General features: G+C 62.5%; 21 protein-coding genes. 13 read left to right on the forward strand and 8 right to left on the reverse strand.

Features of this window, described 5'->3' with window-relative positions; translation table 11 throughout:
* Nucleotides 1–192 precede the first annotated feature (192 nt).
* From KF821_01295 to KF821_01330, 8 genes are all read left to right on the forward strand, one after another.
* Nucleotides 193–972 carry a segregation/condensation protein A gene (locus tag KF821_01295; GenBank protein ID MBX3004445.1) on the forward strand — a complete coding sequence of 260 codons (780 nt, stop codon included), beginning with the start codon at nt 193–195 and terminating at the stop codon, nt 970–972.
* Nucleotides 973–1,264: 292 nt separating this feature from the next.
* Nucleotides 1,265–1,570, forward strand: coding sequence for a GIY-YIG nuclease family protein (locus tag KF821_01300; protein ID MBX3004446.1), 306 nt, complete (start codon nt 1,265–1,267; stop codon nt 1,568–1,570).
* Nucleotides 1,548–3,638 carry a hypothetical protein gene (locus KF821_01305; protein ID MBX3004447.1) on the forward strand — a complete coding sequence of 697 codons (2,091 nt, stop codon included), beginning with the start codon at nt 1,548–1,550 and terminating at the stop codon, nt 3,636–3,638. The genes KF821_01300 and KF821_01305 overlap by 23 nt, the downstream gene beginning before the upstream one ends.
* Nucleotides 3,632–4,018 carry a cytochrome c gene (locus KF821_01310; protein ID MBX3004448.1) on the forward strand — a complete coding sequence of 129 codons (387 nt, stop codon included), beginning with the start codon at nt 3,632–3,634 and terminating at the stop codon, nt 4,016–4,018. Before KF821_01305 ends, KF821_01310 begins: the two co-directional genes overlap by 7 nt.
* A gap of 42 nt (nt 4,019–4,060) precedes the next feature.
* A complete protein-coding gene (locus KF821_01315; protein MBX3004449.1) occupies nt 4,061–6,307 on the forward strand; it encodes a right-handed parallel beta-helix repeat-containing protein in 2,247 nt (748 codons plus the stop codon).
* A gap of 511 nt (nt 6,308–6,818) precedes the next feature.
* A complete protein-coding gene (gene rpsF / locus KF821_01320) occupies nt 6,819–7,109 on the forward strand; it encodes a 30S ribosomal protein S6 (protein ID MBX3004450.1) in 291 nt (96 codons plus the stop codon).
* Nucleotides 7,110–7,127: 18 nt separating this feature from the next.
* On the forward strand, nt 7,128–7,544 hold the full coding sequence (locus KF821_01325; GenBank protein ID MBX3004451.1) for a single-stranded DNA-binding protein: 417 nt from the start codon (nt 7,128–7,130) through the stop codon (nt 7,542–7,544).
* A 25-nt stretch (nt 7,545–7,569) separates the two neighbouring features.
* Entirely contained in the window at nt 7,570–8,811 is a 1,242-nt protein-coding gene (locus KF821_01330) for a peptidylprolyl isomerase (GenBank protein MBX3004452.1), read from the forward strand.
* 63 nt (nt 8,812–8,874) lie between these two features.
* Here KF821_01330 and KF821_01335 read toward each other — a convergent pair whose 3' ends face one another.
* From KF821_01335 to moaC, 8 genes are all read right to left on the reverse strand, one after another.
* Nucleotides 8,875–9,072: a PspC domain-containing protein gene (locus KF821_01335; GenBank protein ID MBX3004453.1), complete on the reverse strand. Its 198-nt coding sequence runs from the start codon at nt 9,070–9,072 to the stop codon at nt 8,875–8,877.
* An 83-nt stretch (nt 9,073–9,155) separates the two neighbouring features.
* Complete coding sequence (gene smc, locus KF821_01340) at nt 9,156–12,749, reverse strand: chromosome segregation protein SMC (protein ID MBX3004454.1); 3,594 nt, start codon at nt 12,747–12,749, stop codon at nt 9,156–9,158.
* A 4-nt stretch (nt 12,750–12,753) separates the two neighbouring features.
* Nucleotides 12,754–13,485 (reverse strand): ribonuclease III, encoded by a 732-nt coding sequence (gene rnc / locus KF821_01345; protein ID MBX3004455.1) that lies wholly within the window; start codon nt 13,483–13,485, stop codon nt 12,754–12,756.
* Between the two features lie 96 nt (nt 13,486–13,581).
* Complete coding sequence (gene fabF / locus KF821_01350) at nt 13,582–14,814, reverse strand: beta-ketoacyl-ACP synthase II (protein MBX3004456.1); 1,233 nt, start codon at nt 14,812–14,814, stop codon at nt 13,582–13,584.
* A 20-nt stretch (nt 14,815–14,834) separates the two neighbouring features.
* Nucleotides 14,835–15,941 carry a pyridoxal-phosphate dependent enzyme gene (locus KF821_01355; GenBank protein MBX3004457.1) on the reverse strand — a complete coding sequence of 369 codons (1,107 nt, stop codon included), beginning with the start codon at nt 15,939–15,941 and terminating at the stop codon, nt 14,835–14,837.
* 66 nt (nt 15,942–16,007) lie between these two features.
* The gene (moaD, locus tag KF821_01360; protein MBX3004458.1) at nt 16,008–16,730 is read right to left on the reverse strand and encodes a molybdopterin converting factor subunit 1; all 723 of its coding nucleotides are present in this window, start codon (nt 16,728–16,730) and stop codon (nt 16,008–16,010) included.
* Nucleotides 16,727–16,906, reverse strand: a complete 180-nt coding sequence (locus tag KF821_01365) for a hypothetical protein (protein MBX3004459.1) — start codon at nt 16,904–16,906, stop codon at nt 16,727–16,729. Before KF821_01365 ends, moaD begins: the two co-directional genes overlap by 4 nt.
* Nucleotides 16,907–17,027: 121 nt before the next feature.
* Entirely contained in the window at nt 17,028–17,522 is a 495-nt protein-coding gene (gene moaC / locus KF821_01370) for a cyclic pyranopterin monophosphate synthase MoaC (protein ID MBX3004460.1), read from the reverse strand.
* An 82-nt stretch (nt 17,523–17,604) separates the two neighbouring features.
* Between moaC and prfB the strand changes: the two genes are divergently transcribed.
* The 5 genes from prfB to fabD all read left to right on the forward strand — a co-directional run bounded on the left by prfB (nt 17,605) and on the right by fabD (nt 21,480).
* Nucleotides 17,605–18,702 carry a peptide chain release factor 2 gene (gene prfB / locus KF821_01375; GenBank protein ID MBX3004461.1) on the forward strand — a complete coding sequence of 366 codons (1,098 nt, stop codon included), beginning with the start codon at nt 17,605–17,607 and terminating at the stop codon, nt 18,700–18,702.
* Between the two features lie 60 nt (nt 18,703–18,762).
* Nucleotides 18,763–19,674 carry a cation transporter gene (locus KF821_01380; protein ID MBX3004462.1) on the forward strand — a complete coding sequence of 304 codons (912 nt, stop codon included), beginning with the start codon at nt 18,763–18,765 and terminating at the stop codon, nt 19,672–19,674.
* Complete coding sequence (locus KF821_01385) at nt 19,674–20,153, forward strand: hypothetical protein (protein ID MBX3004463.1); 480 nt, start codon at nt 19,674–19,676, stop codon at nt 20,151–20,153. Before KF821_01380 ends, KF821_01385 begins: the two co-directional genes overlap by 1 nt.
* Nucleotides 20,154–20,200: 47 nt before the next feature.
* Nucleotides 20,201–20,386: a 50S ribosomal protein L32 gene (rpmF, locus tag KF821_01390; GenBank protein ID MBX3004464.1), complete on the forward strand. Its 186-nt coding sequence runs from the start codon at nt 20,201–20,203 to the stop codon at nt 20,384–20,386.
* Between the two features lie 146 nt (nt 20,387–20,532).
* Nucleotides 20,533–21,480 carry an ACP S-malonyltransferase gene (gene fabD, locus KF821_01395; protein ID MBX3004465.1) on the forward strand — a complete coding sequence of 316 codons (948 nt, stop codon included), beginning with the start codon at nt 20,533–20,535 and terminating at the stop codon, nt 21,478–21,480.
* The last annotated feature ends 34 nt before the right edge of the window (nt 21,481–21,514 follow it).

Consider the following 21,514-nt stretch of genomic DNA (forward strand, 5'->3'; position numbering starts at 1 on the left):
AGTTCTACGGTATCTGATGGCTTGTCGCAAGCCAATCTTACCCGTTTCCCATTTCGTCATTCCGAACAGTACCGAGCAAAGAAGAATCCTTAGGGCATTCCAAGAACTAGCTTGGCTCGCTATGCTCTAAAGGATTCCTCCCTCGTTTCACTCGGTCGGAGTGACAGTAAACGCCAGGAGTATAATCGCCGCGTGGTTTCCTTACTTCACCGAGACGCCCCCCAACCCTATACGGTAGACACCCCGGTATATCAAGGCCCGCTGGACCTGTTGTTGCAGCTGATCGAGCGCGCCGAGCTGGATATTACCAAGCTGGCGTTGGCGCAGGTAACCGATCAGTTTCTTGGCTATATGCGCACGCTGCAGGAGCTGAAGGCCGAGCGCGTGTCTGAATTCCTGGTGGTGGCGGCGCGTTTGATGCAAATCAAGTCTGAGGCGCTGCTGCCGCGCCCGGTGGTGCGCCAACCCGACGAAGAGGACCCGGCCGAAGCGCTGGTGCAGCAGTTGCTGCTGTATAAGCGCTTCAAGGAGCTGGCCAGCCTGCTGACGCTGCGCCAGGACACCGCGCTGCGCAGTTACCTGCGCATGGCGCCGCCGCCGAAGGTGGAGGGCCGCCTGGACCTGAGCGGGCTGACCGCGGTGGACATTCACCGCGCGGCGATGAAGGTGCATGCGCGTGCGGATGCGCGCGCCCCGCTGCGCACGGTGGTGGCCGCGCCGCGCGTGACGATTCGCGAGAAGATCAAAACGATCGCCGATATGCTGCGCCAGAAGACGGTCACCAGCTTCCGCGAACTGGTCGCCGGCACGCCGGACCGTTTGCACGTCGTGGTTACCTTCCTGGCAATGCTGGAGCTGGTGCGCCGTTACCGCATCGCCGCCAAGCAGGAGGCGCTATTCGAAGATATTGAGCTGCGCCGCGATGACAACTGGAATGAGACGCTCGACTTTGAGTTGGAGTTTACGGAGTAAGTACCTCCGTCATTCCGACGAGGGCAAAGCCCGAGGAGGAATCCTTTAGGGCATTGCAAGGACCAGCTTGACTCCTAATGGCCCAAAGGATTCCTCGGCTTTGTACATAGCAACCCAAATAGACTTAAGAATGCCGCCTCGGAATGACATAGACTTCAAGCACCCCCTCATTCCGAGCCTGAGTGAAGCGAATGGCGAGGATCCTTTAGGCATTCCGAGTACAAGCTTGACTTTTCCTGCCCTAAAGGATTCCTCACTCACTTCGTTCGTTCGGAATGACGGGTCGGATTTTATGCCTTACTACGTGTATATCATGTGCAACCGCACTCGCACGATCTATACCGGCGTGACCAGCAATCTAGAAGGCCGCGTATTGCAGCATAGATCCAAAGCACAGGCAGGCTTCACTCAAAAATACGACATTACTAAACTGGTTTATTATGAGGAGTACACAACCGCGCTGGAAGCGATTGCGCGCGAGAAGCAAGTTAAAACGTACAGAAGAGAAAAGAAGGTTGCTCTGATCAACGCCCTCAACCCCAAGTGGCAAGACCTAGCTGAGGATTGGGAACCGAATGCCCCCAAAGAAAACCGCTAAAACTACAAAAGCCAAAACCACAAAAAAGGCCGCCGCCCCCAGCGTGAACTGGGAGCAGGTGGCCCGGCTGCTGCTCACCTCGCGCACGATTGACGAGATCGAGGAGCAGGAGCTGGCGCCGGCTGGCAAGGTAACCTACCAGTTCTCCTCCAAGGGGCACGAGCTCTCGCAGATACTGCTGGGGCTGCAGCTGACCCAGGGGCATGATGCGGCTACGGTGTATTACCGCAGCCGCCCGTTCATGCTGGCCGCCGGGCTCACGCCGCAGGAAGCCTTCGCCGCCGACATGGCGCGCACTGGCTCGCCGTCTGAGGGGCGCGATGTGGGCGTGGTGTACAGCCTGCCGCCGCGGCACGGCGTGACCGTGCTGCCCTCCTCCGGCGATGTGGGCGCGCAATACACCCCTGCGGCGGGTTGGGCGCAGGCGGCCACCTACTACCAGAACGAACTCAAGGACAAAGAGTGGAAAGGCGCCATCGCCGTGGCGCTGGGCGGCGACGGTTCGGTGGCCACCAATGGCTTCTGGGCAGCGCTGACGATTGCCACCACGCTTGAGCTGCCGATGCTGTTCTTTATCGAAGACAACGGCTACGGCATCTCAGTGCCCAAACACTTCCAAACGCCTGGCGGCGATATTGCCGCCAATTTGAAATCATTTAAGAACTTGCGCATCACCACTGGGTCTGGCACCGAGCCGAAGGAAACCGCCGAGCGCATCGCCGACGCGGTGAGCTATGTACGCTCCGGCGCGGGCACGGCGCTGCTCAAACTCAGCGTACCGCGCCTTACCGGGCACACGTTTGGCGAAGACCAGACGGCCTACAAGAGCGCCAAGCAACTCAAAGAAGAGCAAAGCCGCGATCCGTTGCTGGCGCTACGCAAGCACCTCGATGCGAAATTTGATTGGGACGGGCTGCAGGCCGATGTTGAGAAGGACGTACGCAGCCAACTGGCGGCCGCCGAGGGCAACCCGCAGCCAGCCAGCTACAGCGGCACGCTGCATTTGTTCGCGGCGGGCGAGCACCGCGCGCAGGTGCCGCCGGCGCTCAACAAGCCTGCCGCCACCTTCGCTAGCGCCCCTGCCGAAGATGGCGCACGCATCAACATGTCTGAAGCCATCCGGCGCACGATGGAAGTGGAGCTGGAGCAAAACCCGCGCCTGCTGATCTTCGGTGAGGATGTTGGCCCGCGCGGTGGCGTGCATCGCGTCACGCTGGATTTGCAAAAGAAATATGGTGCGGCACGCGTCTTCGATACCTCGCTGTCTGAGGAAGGCATCATCGGACGCGCCGCGGGCATCGCTATGGCCGGGCTGACCGCCCTGCCAGAAATTCAGTTCCGCAAATATGCAGACCCGGCCACCGAGCAAATTAATGACACAGGCTGGGTGCGCTGGCGCACGCACGGCAAATTCGCCGTGCCGATGGTGATCCGCATCCCCGTCGGCTACAGCAAGAAGACTGGCGATCCGTGGCACTCCGTCTCGGGCGAGGCCATCTACGCGCACAGCCTGGGTTGGCGCGTGGCGATGCCCTCCAACGCTGCCGATGCAGTAGGCCTGCTACGTGCCGCGCTACGCGGCCAAGACCCGACGATATTCCTGGAACACCGTGCGCTATACGACACGCCGCCCTCGCGCCGCCCCTATCCGGGCGACGACTACGCCCTGCCCTTCGGCAAGGCGGCCGTACTGCAAGCCGGCGCTAAGCTCACCGTGGTGAGCTGGGGCGAGATGCTGCACCGTTGCCTGGAAGCCGCCGAGCCGTTCGCCGGCCAGGTAGAGATCCTTGACCTGCGCACCGTATCCCCGTGGGATAAGGACGCTGTGCTGGCCTCGGTGCGCAAGACCGGGCGCGTGCTCATCGCCCACGAGGACACGCACACCGGTGGCTTCGGCGGCGAGATCGCCGCCACGATAGCCGAAGAAGCCTTTGCCTATCTTGATGCGCCCGTGGCGCGGGTAACCACGCCCGACGCATTGATCCCATACAACATTGCGTTGATGAACACTATCATTCCAAGTGTGGAGGCCTTACGAACACGCATAGACGAACTGCTCACGTGGTAACCCGCGCCGCGCTCAGCCTGGCGGCACTCAGCCTGCTGCTGGCCGCCTGCGGCGAAAAGCCGGCCGCCAGCCCGCCGGCCGACGCGCCGCTCAGTGCGCAAGCCGAACAAGGCAAGCGCCTGTTCAGCCAGTACTGCGGCGCCTGTCACAGCATTGTGGGTGACGCCGCCATCGTTGGCCCGGCGATGGCCGGCATCGCCACGCGGGCGGGCACACGCATTGAGGGGCTGAGCGCCCAGGATTACATTGTGGAGTCGATCCTGGCGCCGGGCGCCTACCTGGTGCCAGGCTTCGATAACCTGATGCCGAGCACCTGGGGTACCACGCTCACCGGCGAAGAAATGGATGCCATTGTTGCGTTTCTGCTGACACTCCAATAGCCCACGGGGTTAGTGTTAGCACATAGAAGAGGAGATATTCGCTTGATTAAAACCATACTCACCTGGATTGGGCGCGTGTTGGCGGCGCTGCTCGGCTTGCTCGCGCTGGCCTTGCTGGTCGCCGCCTTCCGCCCCGTGCCGCGCGATGAAGTGCCGGCCGTGTACGGCGCGGGGGCCAGCTCAGTGCAGCCCTCCACCACCGGTTTGCTGCGCGCCTTCCCGGAGCTCAACTCTCCGGTAGATAACCCGCAGACTGCCGAGAAGGTGGCGCTGGGCCGCCTGCTGTTCTTTGACCCGGTGCTCTCTGACAACAATGAGATGAGCTGTGCCAGTTGCCACCACCCGGATCTGGGCTTCGCCGATGGGCGCCAGCTCGCCCAAGGGGTGGATGGCGAGACTCAGCGCAACGCGCTGAGCTTATGGAACGTGGCCTATAGCGCCCACTTCTTCTGGGATGGGCGCGCCCCCTCGCTGGAAGAGCAGGTGCTGGTGCCGCTGGAACACCCCAACGAAATGCAAGTGAGCGACCGCGGCGCGCTGGAAGCCGAACTGGAAGCCATTCCGGAATATGTGCAACTGTTCGATGCGGCCTTCCCCGGCCAGCGCATCAGCGTAAAGACGGTGCAGCACGCGCTGGCCGCTTTTGAGCGCACGCTGACCTCGCAAAACAGCCCGTTCGATGCCTACGCCGCCGGCGATCTGCAAGCGCTGACCGCTAGCCAGCGCCGCGGCTTCGCCCTGTTCCGCTCGGCGGCCACGCGCTGCTTTGAGTGCCACACCGCGCCCACCTTCGGCAACGACACCTTCCGCATCACCGGCGTGGCTGACCTCGAGGGCCAGGAGCACGACCCCGGCCGCTCGGCGGTGGGCGATGCGCCCGATGGCGCCTTTAAGGTGCCCACGCTGCGCAACATCGTGCTCAGCGCGCCCTACATGCACAACGGCATCTTTGCCAGCCTGGAAGAAGTGATCGACTTCTATGCCGGCGGTGGTGGCCGTGCCGATGGCGTGCAAGGCGTTGACCCGCTGATCCGCCCGTTTGAGCTCACTGATCAGGAAAAGAGCGATCTGATCGCCTTCCTCTACAGCCTGACGGACGAGAGCCAACTGCCCGAGATCCCCACGGAAGTGCCTTCCGGCCTGCCGGTGGTGACGCGCATCGAAAACCCGGAACGCAACAATGCTGCCGAGATCAATGCGCCCGGCAGCGGCGAGACGGTGAGCAATGGCAGCGGGGCGGAGATCGTGGTGCAGCCGGATGAAACCATCCAGGCCGCGGTGGACCGCGCCCGCCCGGGCGATACGGTGCTGATCCCCTATGGCCTGTATCACGAACGCGTGGTGGTGGACCTGAACGACATCACCATTCTGGGTGTGCCCAACGCCGCCGGCGAGAACCCCGTGCTGGATGGCGAAGACAAGCTGACCGAAGCGGTGATCGCTTCCGGCAACAACTTCGAGATCGGCTACCTGGATGTGAAGAACTACACCGATAACGGCGTGATCGTGGAGGGCGTGACCAATGTGCACATGCACCACATCTACGCCGAGAAGACCGGCACCTACGGCCTCTACCCGGTGCAGAGCACTGGCGTTTTGATCGAAGACAGCGAAGTGACCGGCGCCGATGATGCCGGCATCTACGCCGGGCAGAGCGAAGACGTGGTGATCCGCAACAATATCGTGCACGGCAACGTGCTGGGCATTGAGGCGGAGAACACGGTGAACGCCGAGCTGTACGGCAACCATGCCTACAACAATACCTGTGGCATCCTGGTGGTGCTGCTGCCACATCTCACCTCACGCATTTCGTTGAACACGCAGGTGTACGACAACCTGATTGAAGCCAACAACCACAGCAACTTTGCCAAAGATGGCACCGCCGCGGCGATCATGCCGCCGGGCACGGGCATCGCCCTGATCGCCTCGGACAAGGTGGAAGTCTATGGCAACACGGTGAAGGACAACAACACCGGCGGCATCGGTATCTTCAGCCTGACGATCGCCTACGCCAAGGATGAGATCGATGTGGGTGACCGCCCCGAGGATATCTACATCCACGACAACCAGTTGATCAACAACGGCCAGCAGCCGGATCCGTTCCTGGCGCAACTGGGCGTGCCGGGCTCCGACATCCTGTGGGATGTGAGCGGCGCCGGGCTGCGGGTAGACCAGCCCGAAGAGGGCCTCAACGTCTTCCCGCCGCTGCTGCCCAGCTCCAGCTGGGGCGACTGGGCCTATCGTATGTACTGGCATGCGCTCAACTTCGTGATAGGGCTGGTGAGCTAGAAATAAAGGCAAGTAATACAAAAACGGCAGCCGCAGCATATGCTGCGGCTGCCGTTTTTTGTGCTTAGCGCAATACTGGGGCGGGTCTGAGACCGCCCCTACGTTTGTGAGTCTATACATTCCACGCTCCTGCAAGTCTGAGCTAGCGGCAAGCTGGGTTTTGGCATAAGCCCAACTTAGTGTCATCCCGAGCGTAGCGAGGGATCCTTTAGGTCACAGCAAAAGATAAGCATCTTTTGAAGCAACTTCACGGATCCCTGCTCGGCTTTACGGCCTCGCTCGGAATGACAACGCGTGCCTACAGGTTTAGGCACTGTAAGGTGGCTTTTTGTATGACCTAAAGGATCCCTCCTCGGCCTAGCGGCCTCGTTCGGGATGACAACAAGATTCAGGGAAGCGCTGCTGCCCTGCTCACCGCCACCCTTCTCCCGCATTTATGCTAAAATTGCCAGGTTAAATCAACTCGCCCTTGGCCGCGCAGCCAAGGGCTTGCCCATGAGAAGGAGATTCGATGCGCAAGTATGAAGTGACCTATATCATTCACCCTGACCTCGATGGTGACGCGTTCAAAGCGCTCAACGAGCAGGTGCAGGGCTGGATCACCGCCCCCGGCGGCACGATCGAAAAGACCGATGTGTGGGGCAAGCGCAAGCTGGCTTACCCGATCAAGAAGCAGGGCGAAGGCCAGTATGTGCTGCTGCACACCGAGATGGACCCGACCCAGTGTGCCGAGCTGGAGCGCCAGTTCCGCCTGCAGGAGGCGATCATGCGCTTCCTGATCGTGGCGGTTGACGAGGCGTAAGCCCGGCAACGAGGCACCATGAGCCGCGGCCTCAACAAAGTGATGCTCATCGGCCATTTGGGCCGAGACCCAGAGTTGCGCTACACGCCCGGTAACCGGGCGGTAGCCAACTTTAGCCTGGCCAGCAATCAAAGCTGGAGCACGCCCGAGGGCGAAAAGCGCCGCTCTACCGAATGGTTCACGATTGTGGCCTGGGCGGGGCTGGCTGAATTTGCCAAGCAGTACCTCAAAAAAGGGCAACAGGTCTACGTAGAAGGCCGCCTGAAGACACGCCGCTGGCAGGACGAGCACGGCACCACGCGCAGCAGCGTGGAAGTGGTGGCACGCGAGATCCTGATGCTGAGTGAACGCCAGGAAAAGCTGGATGTGGATTCAGAAGCCCCCTTCCCCGAAGACAGCCTTCCTCAAAACGAGGATGACGAGTTTCCCTTTTAGTACACGCGCCAAGAAAGCAACCTAGATGAAGAAATCATTTAACCTCACCCCCAATACTCTCATCGGCGCGGAGCGCGACCGTTTCATCACCCGCCTGCTGACCATCGGCACGATCGCCATCGTGGTGATCGTGCTGGCTCTGGTGGGCTATGCCTACGCCCATGAGAAATACATCGTGCCGCGCCAAACACTGGCCCGGGTGGAAGGCGTTGAGATCAGCGGTGCGCAATATCAGCAACGCGTACGCGTCAACCGTACCCGCGTGGTGAACCTGTTCATGCAGTATTACCAGATGCAGAGCCTGATCACCGATCCCAGCTTTCAGCAGCAACTGTCTACCCAGTTGATGGGCATGCAGTATGACCTGCAGCCGCTGGTGATGGGCGAAAGCACGCTGAACGAGCTGATCGATGACGAGCTGCTTAAGCTGGCCGCCGCCGACAATGGCATTGAGATCAGCGAAGCCGACGTGGAACGCGAGCTGCAGAGCTACTTTGGCTACTTTCCCCAGGGAACGCCAACCAGCCAGCCGACGCGCACGCCGTACGCCACCGCTACGCTGAACGCCACGCAGCAAAGCTTGCTGGGTATTACCCCCAGCGCGGAGGAAGCGGCAACCGCCACCGTGCAGCCAACCGCCACGAGCGCCAGCAGCAATGCCACCCCGGTCCCCAGCGCCACGCCGGTGAACGAAGAAGGCTACCGCCAGCTACTAAGCGAGTACTTCACCACCCAGGCTGGCGAAGGGGTAGACGAGCAAGCGATCCGCGAGCTGGTGTACGCCAACCTGCTGCGCCAGGCCTATCGCCAAAAATTTGAGCCCACCGTAGCCAACAGCGAAGACCAGGTGTGGGCACGCCATATTCTGGTGGCCACCCAGCAGGAAGCGATCGAAGTGCTGGCCCGCCTGGCCGCGGGCGAAGACTTCGCTAGCGTAGCCAGCGAAGTCTCGCTGGACACGGGCAGCAAGAACATCGGTGGTGACCTGGGCTGGTTCCCGCGGGGGCGCATGGTAGAGCCGTTCGAGGAAGCCGCTTTCGCTCTGCCAGTGGGCAGCACCAGCGAAGTGGTGCAGACCGACTTCGGCTGGCATGTGATCCAGGTGCTCGGCCACCAGGAGCAGCCGATGAGCGAGACCGACTTCAACCAGCGCGTAGAAGATGCGCTGAACGCCTACCTGGCCGAATTGCGTGAGCAATACGACTGGGAGATCATCGGGGAGCGCTGGAAAGCAGCCACCCCAGACAAGCCGGATCTGAACGGCTAGCCAGTAAGCACACGAACAAAAAAGCCGCTCCATAAGGAGCGGCTTTTTTTGTGCACATCGCGCTTACTCGACCGGAATGACCGCCCAGCCGATGATGTAGAGCAGCAAGCCCGGTACACCGCCCGGCAGGAAGGCGATCACAAATGCCAGGCGGAACCAGAACGGGCTGATGCCGAAGAAGGCGCCTAAGCCGCCACACACCCCAGCAAAAACACGGTCGTTACGCAAGCGGCGCAGCGGCCGCCCTGAAGCATTAGTCATCATTCACCTCGTTTCAATCACCTTGAGCGAAAGCGCCCATCTATCACTATACGTTGCGCCGCCGCGGTGGTTGCACGGCAAGGTTAGCGCGAATAGCGCTCGTCTACTTCGTCGAGGCGCAGGCTGATCACCTGGCTGGCGGTATCGCGCCCCATGGTGATGCCGTAGATCACGTCAGCGGCCTGCACCGTGTTGCGGTTGTGGGTGATGACCACAAACTGGGTTTCCTGGCTCAGCTCCTTGAGCACTTCGGTAAAGCGGCCGACGTTGGCTTCATCCAACATCGCGTCCACTTCATCCATCACGCAGAAGGGCGTAGGCGAAGCCTTGAGCAGCGCGAAGACCAGCGCGGCGGCCGTGAGGCTGCGTTCGCCGCCGGAGAGCAGCGCCAGGCGCTGGGTGCGCTTGCCGGGCAGGCGCGCCTCGATGTCAATGCCGGTCTGGCCGCCTTCGCCGGCCTCGGTGAGCAGCAAGCTGGCCGAGCCACCGTTGAACAAGCGGCTGAAGATGACTTTGAATTCAGCGGCCACCTTTTCGAAAGTGACCTGGAATTCCTTCTCCATCATCACATCCAACTCAGCGATGACTTGCTTCAGATCCGCCTCGGCAGCGCGCAGATCGGTGACCTGAGTCTCCATGTTCTCGACGCGGGCTTTGATCTCGAGGTACTCTTTTTGCGCCTCGGGGTTCACTGCGCCCAGGCGGCGGATCTGGTTGCGTTGCTGCTTGAGGATCTCCTCCAGCTCGGGCGAGAGCTCCTGCACCAGCGGTAGCTTCTCCACCAGCTCGCCCAGCGGCAACGGCGTAGGACCGGAGACGATCTCATCGTATTGAAAGTTCACCAGGCCAAAATCGTCTTCGATGCGGCCGCGCAGGGTTTCCAGCGCCTCCTGTTGGCGGGCCAGCAAAATTTGCGCCTGGGTGTTGTTGCGCTCAGCGCTGCTGAGGGCTTGCAATGCGCCGGTTTCGTTCTTTTGAGCCTCCAGCTGGGCGGCATCCGCCGCGGCCAGCTCGGTTTCCGTGGGAGCGATCTGCACCTGCAACGCTTCGATCTCCGCGCCAACCACGCCTTCTTGCTGGCTGAGGTGCTGTTTCTCGGCGCTGATCGCCTGTACCTGCTGCTCCAGCTCGGCCACGCGCTCGTGATGCGAGGCCAACTGCGCTTCGGCACGCTGCAGCAGTTGCAGGCGCTCGCTGACGCGACGCTGCGCCTCCTGCTGGGCGCGCTGGCCGACGGCCTGGCGCATTTCCCAATGCGCCACCTGGGCGTGCAGTTCCTCGGCCGGCTCTTCGACGGCTACCGCCATCTCACTTTCAAATTCCGCTTCGGCGGCATCCACATGGGCGGCGATTTCGGTTTCCTTGGCAGCCAGGGTAGCCACGGCTTCTTCGCCCGTGGCTTGCTCACCCTGCAGCGTGCGCTGCTGGGTGAGGAACCAATCCAACTGGCGCTGCAATTGATCCGCTTCCATTTGTTGGCCTTGGCCTTCGCGCCGCGCCAGATCCAGGGCGGTTTGGGCCAGTTCCAGCTCGCGTTGGGCGGCCTGACGCGATAGGTCAAGCTCGGCCTGGCGCTCGGCCAGGCGGTTGGCTTCGCTCTCGGCCTGGGCTAACTGGGTGGCGGTTTGCTCCAGTTCGGCACGCAGCTCACGGGCCTGGCGCGGGCGCGCCAGCGCGGCGGCAGCCGCCTTGGCGGAGCGCACCTCGATCGGTCCGCTGCGGTGGAACACTTCGCCGCGCAGCGTAACCGCCTGGGTGGCTTCGGCGTGTTGCGCCAGCAGGCGTGGTGCGGCCTGGCGGCTCTCGGCCACCAGTACCCGGCCGAGCAAAACGTCTACGGCGCGGCGCAATTCGCCGGGCGCGTCTACCAGATCAGCCGCCACGCCCACCAGGCCATTGCCAGGGCTGGCCTGCAAGCGGGCCCCCGGCGCCAAGCCACTGAGTGGTAGCAAGGCGGCCGAGGTTTCGCCGCCCTCGAGCAAACCGAGAGCGGCTTCGGGATCATCCACCAATACGCCATCGGCATAGGCGCCCAGGGCGGCGGCGATGGCAGCTTCGTAGCGCGGCTCTACGCGCAGCTCGCGGCCCAAGGTACCCTTGCCCAGTTGCAGGCCGCGCTCTTTGGCGGCCTGCAACAGCAGCTTGGCGCCTTCGGCGAAGCCCGCGGCGCTGGCTTCTTCCAGGCCGGCCAGTTCGGCGGTCAAGCGTGCCTGGCGGGTTTGCAACTGGTTGCGGGCGGCTTCTTGCTGCTTGAGCTGCTCCTGCGCCTGGGCCAGTTGGGCCGTAGCTTGTTCGACGCGCTGCTGCTCTTCCTGATAGCGTGCTTCGGCGGCGCTAACCTTGGCTTGCAGTTTGTGGGTCGCTTCCTGCTGCTCGGCAATATCATTGTGCACTTTGGCGATCGTGCCAGCCAACTCGGCTAGCTCGACCTTGCGGCGTTCGAGGCTGGAGAGCAGCATCTCGCGCTGGGCGCGTGAATTGGCAATTTGCGCCTGGAGCTCGACGACGCGCTCGCGGGCGGCACGGGTTTTGGCTTCCTGCTCTTGCTTGGCGCCCTGCTTGCTTTGCAGCACGGCACGGGCTTCATCGAGCTTCTTTTGGGCCTCGGCGCTCTCTTCTTCGTAGCGCGCCGCGTCCTGCTCGGCTTCCTTCAGGCGCGCGCGCAGGCCACCCAGCTCGCTCTCGACGCGCTGGCGCTCTTCTTCCAGGGCCTTGCGGCGCTCGCCAAGGGCGCGTTCGCGCTCATCGGCCACCGCCAGATCGCGGCTGGCGCCCTGGCGGCCGGCGTGCAGCTCGGCCAGTTTGCGGTGCCATTCATTGAGCTGCACGCGCAGCTCCTGAGTTTTGGTGCGCAGCCCGCTCACTTCTTCGCTATGTTGCAATTGTTTTTGGCGGGCCTGGGCCAGATTTTGCTCATGCAGATCGGCATCCTGGCGTAGATTGCGAATTTCGGCCTGGGCTTTGTTCCAGTGGTAGCCGTACCACTCGCGCAGGGTGTTGCGCAGATCGGCGCGCAGGGTGGCAAACTCTTCGGCGCGCTCGGCCTGGCGCTGCAAGCTGCGCAAGCGCGGCTTGAGCTCGGCGAGGATATCTTCGACGCGCTCGAGGTTGCGCAAGGTGGTATCCAGGCGGCGCAGCGATTGCTCCTTGCGGTCACGGTACAAGCCGATACCGGCGGCCTCCTCGAAGAGGCGGCGGCGCTCATCTGACTTCAGGGTCAGCGCGGCATCCACCAGGCCCTGGCCGATGACGGTATAGGTGCGCTCCGACAGGCCGCTGGCGGCGAGCAGTTCGCTGACATCTTTGAGGCGCACCTTCTGGTTGTTGATGAGGTATTCATTCTGCCCGTCGCGATAGGCGCGGCGGGTAACGGCCACTTCGGCAAAATCGACGGGCAGCCAGCCCTCGCTGTTATCGAAGGTGATGGTGACGCTGGCCATGCCCGATTTGGGGCGCGATTCGGAGCCGGCGAAGATCATGTCTTCGGTTTTGCGGCCGCGCAGCAGGGCATAGGACTGCTCGCCCAGCACCCAGCGCAGCGAATCAGCAATGTTGGATTTGCCGGAGCCGTTGGGGCCGACGACGGCCGTGATCGGGGCGCCAAATTCAAAATTTTGCGCGCTGGCAAAGGTTTTGTAGCCGTTAAGTTCCAGGGACTTTAGTCGTAGTGTCTTCACGCGCTTAGCGATCCATCTCTTCCGTTTCAAGCAATCGTAGGGCGGCGCGGGCGGCGGCTTTGCTGGCGGCCTGCTTGCTGCGGCCTTTGCCGGTGGCCAGGCTACGGCCTTGCACGCGCACGTCTACTTCAAAATCTTTGGCATGGTCTGGCCCGTGCTCGGCCACAATCTCATAGCGCGGTGCGCCCAGGCCGCGCGCCTGCACCCATTCCTGCAAGAGGCTCTTCGGGTCACGGTCGCCCTCGGTGGCCAGGATGGTCTCGATCGCCTCACTGAGCATGGGTGCCAGAAAGCGCTCCACGGCGGGGATGTTGCCATCCAGGTACAGCGCACCGACCAGGGCTTCAAACGCATTGCACAGCATCGAGGTGCGCGTGCGCCCGCCGCCTTCTTCTTCCCCATGGCCAATGCGCAGGGCACGGTTGATCTGGATCTGGCGGCCGAATTCGCCCAGGCGTTCGGTGCTCACCAGGCTGGCCCGCAGGCGGGTCATCTCGCCTTCGGGCATCACCGGGAACTGCTGAAAGAGCCAGGCGCCGACGATGAAATCGAGCACGGCATCGCCGAGAAACTCGAGGCGCTCGTTATCCACCAGCGCGTCGGGATTCTCGTTGAGGTATGAGCGATGGGTCAGCGCGCTGACCAGCAAACGTGAATCAGTGAAATGCAGCCCCACCCGCGCGGCAAAGCCGTGGGGATCTTCCCGCTCCGGGGCTTGTTGAGGGCCGTTGTGCATACCCTACACCTTCCTTCCGGAACTGAAGGAACGCTAGCCACCCCACAACGCGATGTGGGTGGCTGGCGATCCGCTAGTTCCTAACCGGGGAGTATTTTATTCGTATTTTCGTAAAACGAGGACGGCATTGTGGCCGCCAAAGCCGAAGGCATTGGTGATGGCCACTTTGATGTTGGCCTGGCGAGCCTGGTTGGGGATGTAATCCAGATCGCATTCCGGATCGGGCTCTTCGTAGTTGATGGTGGGCGGCAAGACGCCCTCGCGCACGGCCAGGGCGCAGAAGATCGTCTCCAGCGCTCCGGTGGCGCCCATCATGTGCCCGGTCATCGACTTGGTGGAGGAGATGGGGATGTTGTAGGCCTGCTGGCCAAAGGCCGATTTGATCGCGGCGGTTTCGGAGGCATCGTTGAGCGGCGTACCCGTGCCGTGAGCACTAATGTAGCCAACCTCATCGGGATTGACGCCGGCAATGTTGAGCGCAGCCTTGATGGCTTGCGCCCCGCCTGCCCCGGTGGGTGACGGCGCGGTGATGTGGCTGGCATCGGCCGAGGAGGCGTAGCCGGCCAGCTCGGCGATGATGTTGGCGCCGCGGCGTTTGGCGTGGCTTTCGCTTTCGATCATCATTACCGCGGCGCCCTCGCCCATTACGAAGCCGTCACGATTTTTATCGAAGGGGCGCGGGGTGGCCTCGCTGGGCGCCTTGCGCGACATAGCCTGCATGCGGTCAAACGAAGCGATGGCCACGCTGGTGATGGTGGCCTCGGCGGCGCCAGCAAAAGCGGCGTCGATGACCCCGGCGCGGATCAGCGTCCAGGCCATGCCAATACCATCCTGGCCGGAGGCACAGGCGGAGGCCACCGAGAGTGCCGGCCCCTTGGGGCCGTGATCAATGCTGGCCAAGCCAGCGGCTCCGTTGGGCATGAGCATGGGGATGAGGAAGGGGCTGACGCGGCGCGGGCCGCCGGCGGCGATATCGAGCACACCGGATTCCAACGCCCCAATGCCGCCGATGGCGGCAGAGATGATGCTGCCGACGCGCGGCGCGTTGCTCTCGGTAATCTCCAGGCCGGAGCTGTGCATGGCCTGGGCGGCGGCACCCGCGCCGAAGAGCTGGTAGCGATCACGGCGGCGGGTTTCGCGCACATCCATGTATTGGCTGGCATCGAAGTCCTTGACTTCGCAGGCGATCTTGACCAAAAAGTCGGACGCATCAAAGCAGGTGATCGGGCCTACGCCAGACACTCCGTTGGTGACATTTTTCCACGTCTGCTCTACGGTGTTGCCCAAGGGGTTGACCGTGCCCAAACCCGTGATGACGACTTTTTCCATGTGATACCTCAATTCCTCTCTTACGGCGCTTTCAAACCAGACCCGCTGAGAATCAGTGCGATCGGGCCGGGGAGATCGGCAAAGTGTGCCAAGGTGGATAGCTGCCCCAACCCTGCCCACACAATCGCAGAGGTTGGCTCTACAAATAACCCTGCACGAGCCAGTGCGTCGCGGGCGGGTTGGATCTCGCCTTCGTCTACGGCGAGGAACTGGCCGCCGCTGACCTGTACGGCGCGCAGCAACTCATCGCCGCGCACAGGCTGGTGCACGCGCACGCCTTCGGCCAGGGTTTGGCCCTCGGTGACCCAGGCCAGGCCGGCGGGGCCTTGCGTGCTGAGCGCCCACAGCGGCGCGCAGGCACGCGCTTGCACGCCGATGAGTACAGGCAGGCGTTGAATGAGGCCGGCGGCTTGGAGAGCGGCGAAGCCGCGCGCAATGCCGAGCAGCAGGCTGCCGTGGCCCACCGGGGCGATCACGCAGCCCGGTGCCTGGCCGCCGAGCTGCTCATAGAGCTCATAGGCGATGGTGGCGATGCCCGGCAGCCCGAAGGGCATGTAGGCGTGGCTGGCATAGGTTTCGCCGTCCTCGGCGGCGCGCTGAACGGCGAGGGCCGCCGCGGAGCGCGGGCCAAGGATGCTGACCAGTTCAGCGCCATAGGCTTCGATCTGGGCGCGCTTGGGGCCGGAGGCTGAGTCTGGCACGAAGACGCGCGCAGCAATGGCGGCGCGGGCGGCATAGGCGGCGAAGGAGGCGCCGGCGTTGCCGGAGGAATCTTCGATAGCGGAGGTGACGCCGCGGGCGCGCAGGAAGCTGAGCAGCGGCGCTGAACCGCGATCCTTGTAGGAGCCGGTGGGATTGAGATACTCCAGCTTGAAGGCCAGGCGCTTGCCGAAGGCGGCGCCCGGCACCAGCGGGGTGTTGCCCTCGCCGAGATAGACCGCCTCGGCCGAGGCGGGCGGCCCGAAGCTGGCGCGGTAGCGCCATAGCCCGGGCTGGCTGCTCTCGGGTGGCGCGTAGGCTAGCTCACCCTGCAGGCTGAACACGCCGCCACAGTGCAGGCAGCGATGCGGGGCGCCAGTCTCGGGGTATGGGCGGCGGCAGTTGGTGCAGGAGTAGGTCGTCATCATGATGAATAGTAATGGCAATCGCTTGCTTGGGTCAGTTGACTAGTCGACTAGTTGACTAGTCAACTGCTAATCACTTTCCGTTGGAAGGTATTCCCCTTCCACCCACTCTTCACCGTGCGGGCCGACCTCTTTTTTCCAGATGGGCACAATTTCTTTGAGGCGGTCGATGCCATAGCGAGCGGCTTCGAAGACACCACTGTCACGGTGGGCGGCGGTGCAGGCGATGAGCACGGTGGGTGTGCCGGGCTGCAGCGTGCCGATGCGCTGAGCGATGGCGATGCCCTCGACGGCGGGCCAGCGCAGGCGAATTTCGGCAGCTACCTGGGCCAGCTTGGCCTCGGCCATCGGAACGTAGGCCTCGTACACAAGATGCTGTGTCACGAGGTGCTGCGTGCTGTGCGGCTCGCCGCGCGTGGTTTCGGCGCGCACCATGCCGCTGAAGAAGCAGGCGGCGCCGGTGCTGGGCAGCGTGATGCTGGCCAGCATGGCGTTGAGATCCAGCGCGTCTTCGGTGATGGTGAGCTGCGTGGGCGGCGCGCCAGAGCCGCCGCTCACCGGCGGGAACAGGGCTATCTCAGCGCCGTCTGGCACCGGGTCGGCATCGAAGGCAAATTCCTTGTTGATCGCCACCAAGATGGCCTTGGCGTGCGGCGCCAACTGCGGATAGGCAGCGAAGAGGGCCTGTTTGAAGGCCGCCACATCGCTACCTGCGGGCAGTTGCAAGCTGGCTTGCAACACCCCGGCGCGTTCCCGCAATGTGGCGAAGAACAATACAGTGACGGTGATCATGGGCGCTTCTTTTTACGGTGCAGGGTAAGCGCGAGTTTAGCCGGCGGCTGTGCTTGTGCCACCTCGGCACGCTTGCGCTGCATCTCCTGTAAGGTGAATACGCTGCGGCCTGTTACGCGCATGCCGTGCTTCTTCTTTTCAAGTTTGGCCTCGCGGCGTTCCCATTTTTCGTTCATGGCACATTCAGTGAAGAGTACTCCGTGATGAGTGATGAGTGAGCAGTAATCAGTGAGTTGTAATCAGTGAGCTGTAATCAGTACTACTGTTCACTGTTCACTGTTCACTGCTTACTATTCACTACTCACTCGCCTCTCGATACTCCCCACCTGCCCCACCCGTCTTGCTGACCAGGCGGATGTTCTCAATGTACATGCTCTTCTCGGCGGCCTTGGCCATATCGTAGATGGTGAGGGCCGCTACGGAAACGGCGGTGAGCGCTTCCATCTCGACGCCGGTCTTGCCGCGGGTGCGCGCCGTGGCGCGGATGCGGATGCCCGGCAGCGCATCGTCGAGCTCAAACTCCAGTGAGATGTGCTCCAGCGGCAACGGATGGCAGAAGGGGATCAGTTCAGCGGTGCGCTTGGCGGCCTGGATGCCGGCTACCTGGGCCACGGTGAGCACATCGCCCTTCTTGAGCTGCCCAGTACGCACTAGCGCCAGCGTGTCTGGCCGCATGCGTACCTCGCCCGCGGCCACCGCGGTGCGCTCGGTGATGCTTTTGTCGCCAACATCGACCATGCGGGCGTTGCCGGAGGGGTCGAGGTGTGAGAGTGCGCTTGATTGCTTGGGCATGAGTTAATTATAGCTATCAGCACTCAGCAATCAGCCAAATTCTCGCAGACAGCTGAGCGCTGAAAGCTAATCGCTGAACGCTATAATTACCCCATGCAAGACATCATCGACCGCTTATCTGACGCTCAGGCCCGCATCCAATCCCTGCTGGAGCGTCTTTGACTTACCCAGACAAGAAGCCGAACTAGCCAAGCTTGAAGAGCAATCCGCTGCGCCGGATCTGTGGGATACCCCGAGCCAGGCGCAGCAACTGATGAAACGCGTGGCCAGCCTGCGTGAAAACATCCAAAGCTGGCGCAGCCTGGAACAACGCATCGCCGATAACCGCGAGCTGGCCGAGCTGGGCGATGAGAGCCTGCGCGGTGAACTGGACAGCGAAGCCAGCGCCATCGCGCGCGAGGTGGAGCAGCGCGAGCTGCGCACCTTGCTGGCAGGCGACTACGACGAAGGCGAAGCGCTGCTGAGCATCAACGCCGGCGCCGGCGGCACCGACTCGCAAGACTGGGCCGAGATGCTGCAGCGCATGTACCTGCGCTGGGCCGAAGAGGCGGGCTACAAGACCGAGATCCTCGACACCACGCCGGGCGAAGAAGCCGGCATTAAGAGCGTTACTATCGCAGTGAGCGGGCCTTACGCCTATGGCTACTTACGCTCGGAGAAGGGCGTGCACCGCCTGGTGCGCCTCTCGCCGTTCGACTCGGCCAAGCGCCGCCATACCTCCTTTGCACAGGTGGAAGTGCTGCCGCAGGTGGAGGATGTGGACCTGGATATCAATCCTAACGATCTGCGCATCGACACCTTCCGCTCCGGCGGCGCGGGCGGCCAGAACGTGCAGAAGAACGATACCGCCGTGCGCATCACCCACATCCCAACTGGCATTGTGGCCAGTTGTCAGAACGAACGCTCGCAGACGCAAAACCGCGAGAATGCGATGCGCGTGCTGAAGGCACGTTTGCTGGAAGTGCTGGAAGGGGAGCAAGCCAAAGAATTGGCCGAGCTGCGCGGTGCGTACCAGAAGGCCGAATGGGGCAGCCAAATTCGCTCGTACGTGCTGCACCCCTACCAACTGGTGAAAGACCACCGCACCGAGTACGAAGAAGGCAACAGCCAGGCGGTGCTGGATGGGCGGCTGAACGGGTTTATTGAGGCGTACTTGAAGAGCCAAGTGGGGAACAACTAGACAACCAAGCGACTAGCAGACCAGTCGACTGGTCAGTTAGTCAATTAGTCGACGCAGACCATGCAAAGCGAAACGCGCGCAAACTTAACTAAGTACGCCTGGCTCTCAATCGCCGCCGCCTTGGTGACGATTGGGCTCAAGGCCGCCGCCTACTGGGTTACCGGCTCGGTGGGTCTGCTGTCGGATGCGCTCGAATCGCTGGTGAACCTGGCCGGCGCGGTGCTGGCGCTGGGCATGCTCAGCTTGGCCGCCGCCCCACCCGATGAAGAGCACGCCTACGGCCACACCAAGGCCGAGTACTTCTCCAGTGTGGTGGAAGGTGTGCTGATCCTGCTGGCGGCCGGCAGCATTGGCTACACCGCCGTGCGTGGCCTGATGAACCCGCGCCCGATCGAAGCCTTTGGCCTCGGCCTGGCGGTTTCGGTATTGGCCTCGCTGATCAACTTGGCGGTGGCGTTGGTGCTGCGTCGGGCCGCCCGCACGCACCACTCTGCGAGCCTGGAGGCCAACGCCCAGCACTTGCTCACCGATGTGTGGACCTCGGCCGGCGTGCTGGCGGCGGTGGGCCTGGTGGCACTGAGCGGCTGGCAAGTGCTCGACCCCATTATTGCGCTGGTGGTGGCGGCTAACATCACCTACAGCGGGGTCAAGATCGTGCGCAGCTCAGCCGCCGGGCTGCTGGATGCGGCGCTGCCGCCGGAGCAGTTGGCGGCGGTGCGCAGCGCCATCGCAGGCGAGCTACCGGCGGGCGTGCAGTATCACGCCTTGCGCACGCGGCAATCCGGGGCACGCAGCTTCGTCTCGCTGCACGTGCTGGTGCCGGGCGGCTGGACGGTGGCGCGCGGCCACCGCCTACTGGAGCGTGTGGAGGCAGCGGTACGCGCCGCGCTCAGCGGCGACGTCACCGTGTTCACGCACCTGGAGTCGATTGGCGACGTGGCGAGCTACGAGGACGAGGGGCTGGATCGGTAATGTCTGCCATGATTGAGTTCACTGTGGAAGGCTTACCACCAAAGAAATACGGTGCAAACTCAATGTGGCGTAAAGCTACTGAAATTCCACGTCTAATTGCCCTACGCGAAAAAGCCTATGAAGCGCTAGGCGGCCACAGCTCCTTCACCGGAAGGCTAAAACTCACGCTCATTCTCTATTCAGACAGCAATACAAATGGAGATTTAGACAATTTCATCACAGGGATTTGCGATGGCCTGATGGCAGCAGATGGCAAGACTCCAATAGATGAGATTTCATGGCCTGTAAACAGCCCAATCCACCCAAGCAAAAAGCTCATCTACTTTGATGACCGAGATATCTATGAAATTATTGCCGCGCGGCGGCCCTCGGACGGAAACGGCAACCACTATTATATAAAGCTTGAGGCCGAGAATTGGCAGAGCAGCCTTCTTGACACCCTACCCCCGCCCCTGTATAATCCCAACTTGCCTGCCTAAACCGCAGGCGCTTTTGTGAGTTTACTAGCCAAGAGAGATTAGCTGAAATGACACCGCTTCCGAAACGCAAGCATTCCAAGGGCCGCCGTGACCGCCGCCGCGCCCATGACGCCCTGCAGGCCCGCCAGACGGTGACCTGCTCCAACTGCGGCCAGATGCGCCTGCCCCATCAGGTCTGCGCCAACTGCGGCTACTACAAGGGCCGCGAAGTCGTAAAGGTCGAGCGCGAGTAAGCGCACGCAAGCAATCAAAGAGACCCGCCATTCGGTGGGTCTTTTTATTTGACCTAGATTGCTTGTCATTTAGTCTGTTGGTCGATTGGTTGACCAGCAGACCATCGGACCAAGTGACGCAGCAGATTTTCGTCTACAATTTGCCCATGATCCTAGACGCTAACACCACCGCATTCCTGTTCCCCGGCCAAGGCTCACAAAAAGTGGGCATGGGCAAAGAACTGGCCGACGCCTACCCAGAAGCCAAGCAGGTCTTCGAGGAAGCCGATGCCACGCTCGGCCTGGCGCTGTCTGCGCTGGCCTGGGACGGTCCCGAGGCCGAACTTAACGACACGGTGAACACGCAGCCGGCGCTGTTTGTGCACTCGCTGGCGGCCCTGCGCGTACTGCAGGCGCAGCAGCCCGGCTTTGTGCCCGCCTATGTCGCCGGGCACAGCCTGGGCGAACTGAGCGCGGCGGTGGCCGCCGGGGCGCTGGACTATGCCGCAGGCGTGCAGTTGGTGCGCCGCCGCGGTGAGCTGATGAAGGAAGCTGGCACTCTGGCACCCGGTGGCATGGCGGCGATTTTAGGACTGGATATCCCCTCGCTAGATGCAATTTGTGCCGAAGCCAGCACAGCTGACGAGACGGTACAAGTGGCCAACGACAACTGCCCAGGCCAGGTGGTGATCAGTGGCCATGCGGCCGCGGTGGAACGCGCCATGCTGGCCGCCAAGGCAGCCGGTGCCAAGCGCGCCCTGCCCCTGCCGGTGAGCATCGCTGCTCATTCGGCGTTGATGGCCACGGCGCAAGCCGGCTTCAATGCGGCGGTGGCGGCGGCGCACATCACCAACCCCACCACCCCGCTGATCGGCAACGTGAGCGCCGCGCCGCTGGCGGATGCGGCCGCCCTGCGTGCCGACCTGGAAGCGCAGCTGACCAGCCGCGTGCGCTGGACGGAAACCATCCAGGCGCTGCGTGCCGCGGGCGTGAATACGTTCGTTGAGTTGGGTACAGGCAATGTGCTCACTGGCTTGCTTAAGCGCATCGACCCTGACGCGGTTGGCATCGCCTTGGGCACGCCAGAAGATTTTGAGAAGCTGGCAGCAAGTTAGTAGAAGACAAAAAGCGGGCTAAAAGCCCGCTTTT

This window comes from Anaerolineales bacterium, assembly GCA_019637755.1.
Lineage (GTDB): Bacteria > Chloroflexota > Anaerolineae > Anaerolineales > UBA11579 > JAMCZK01.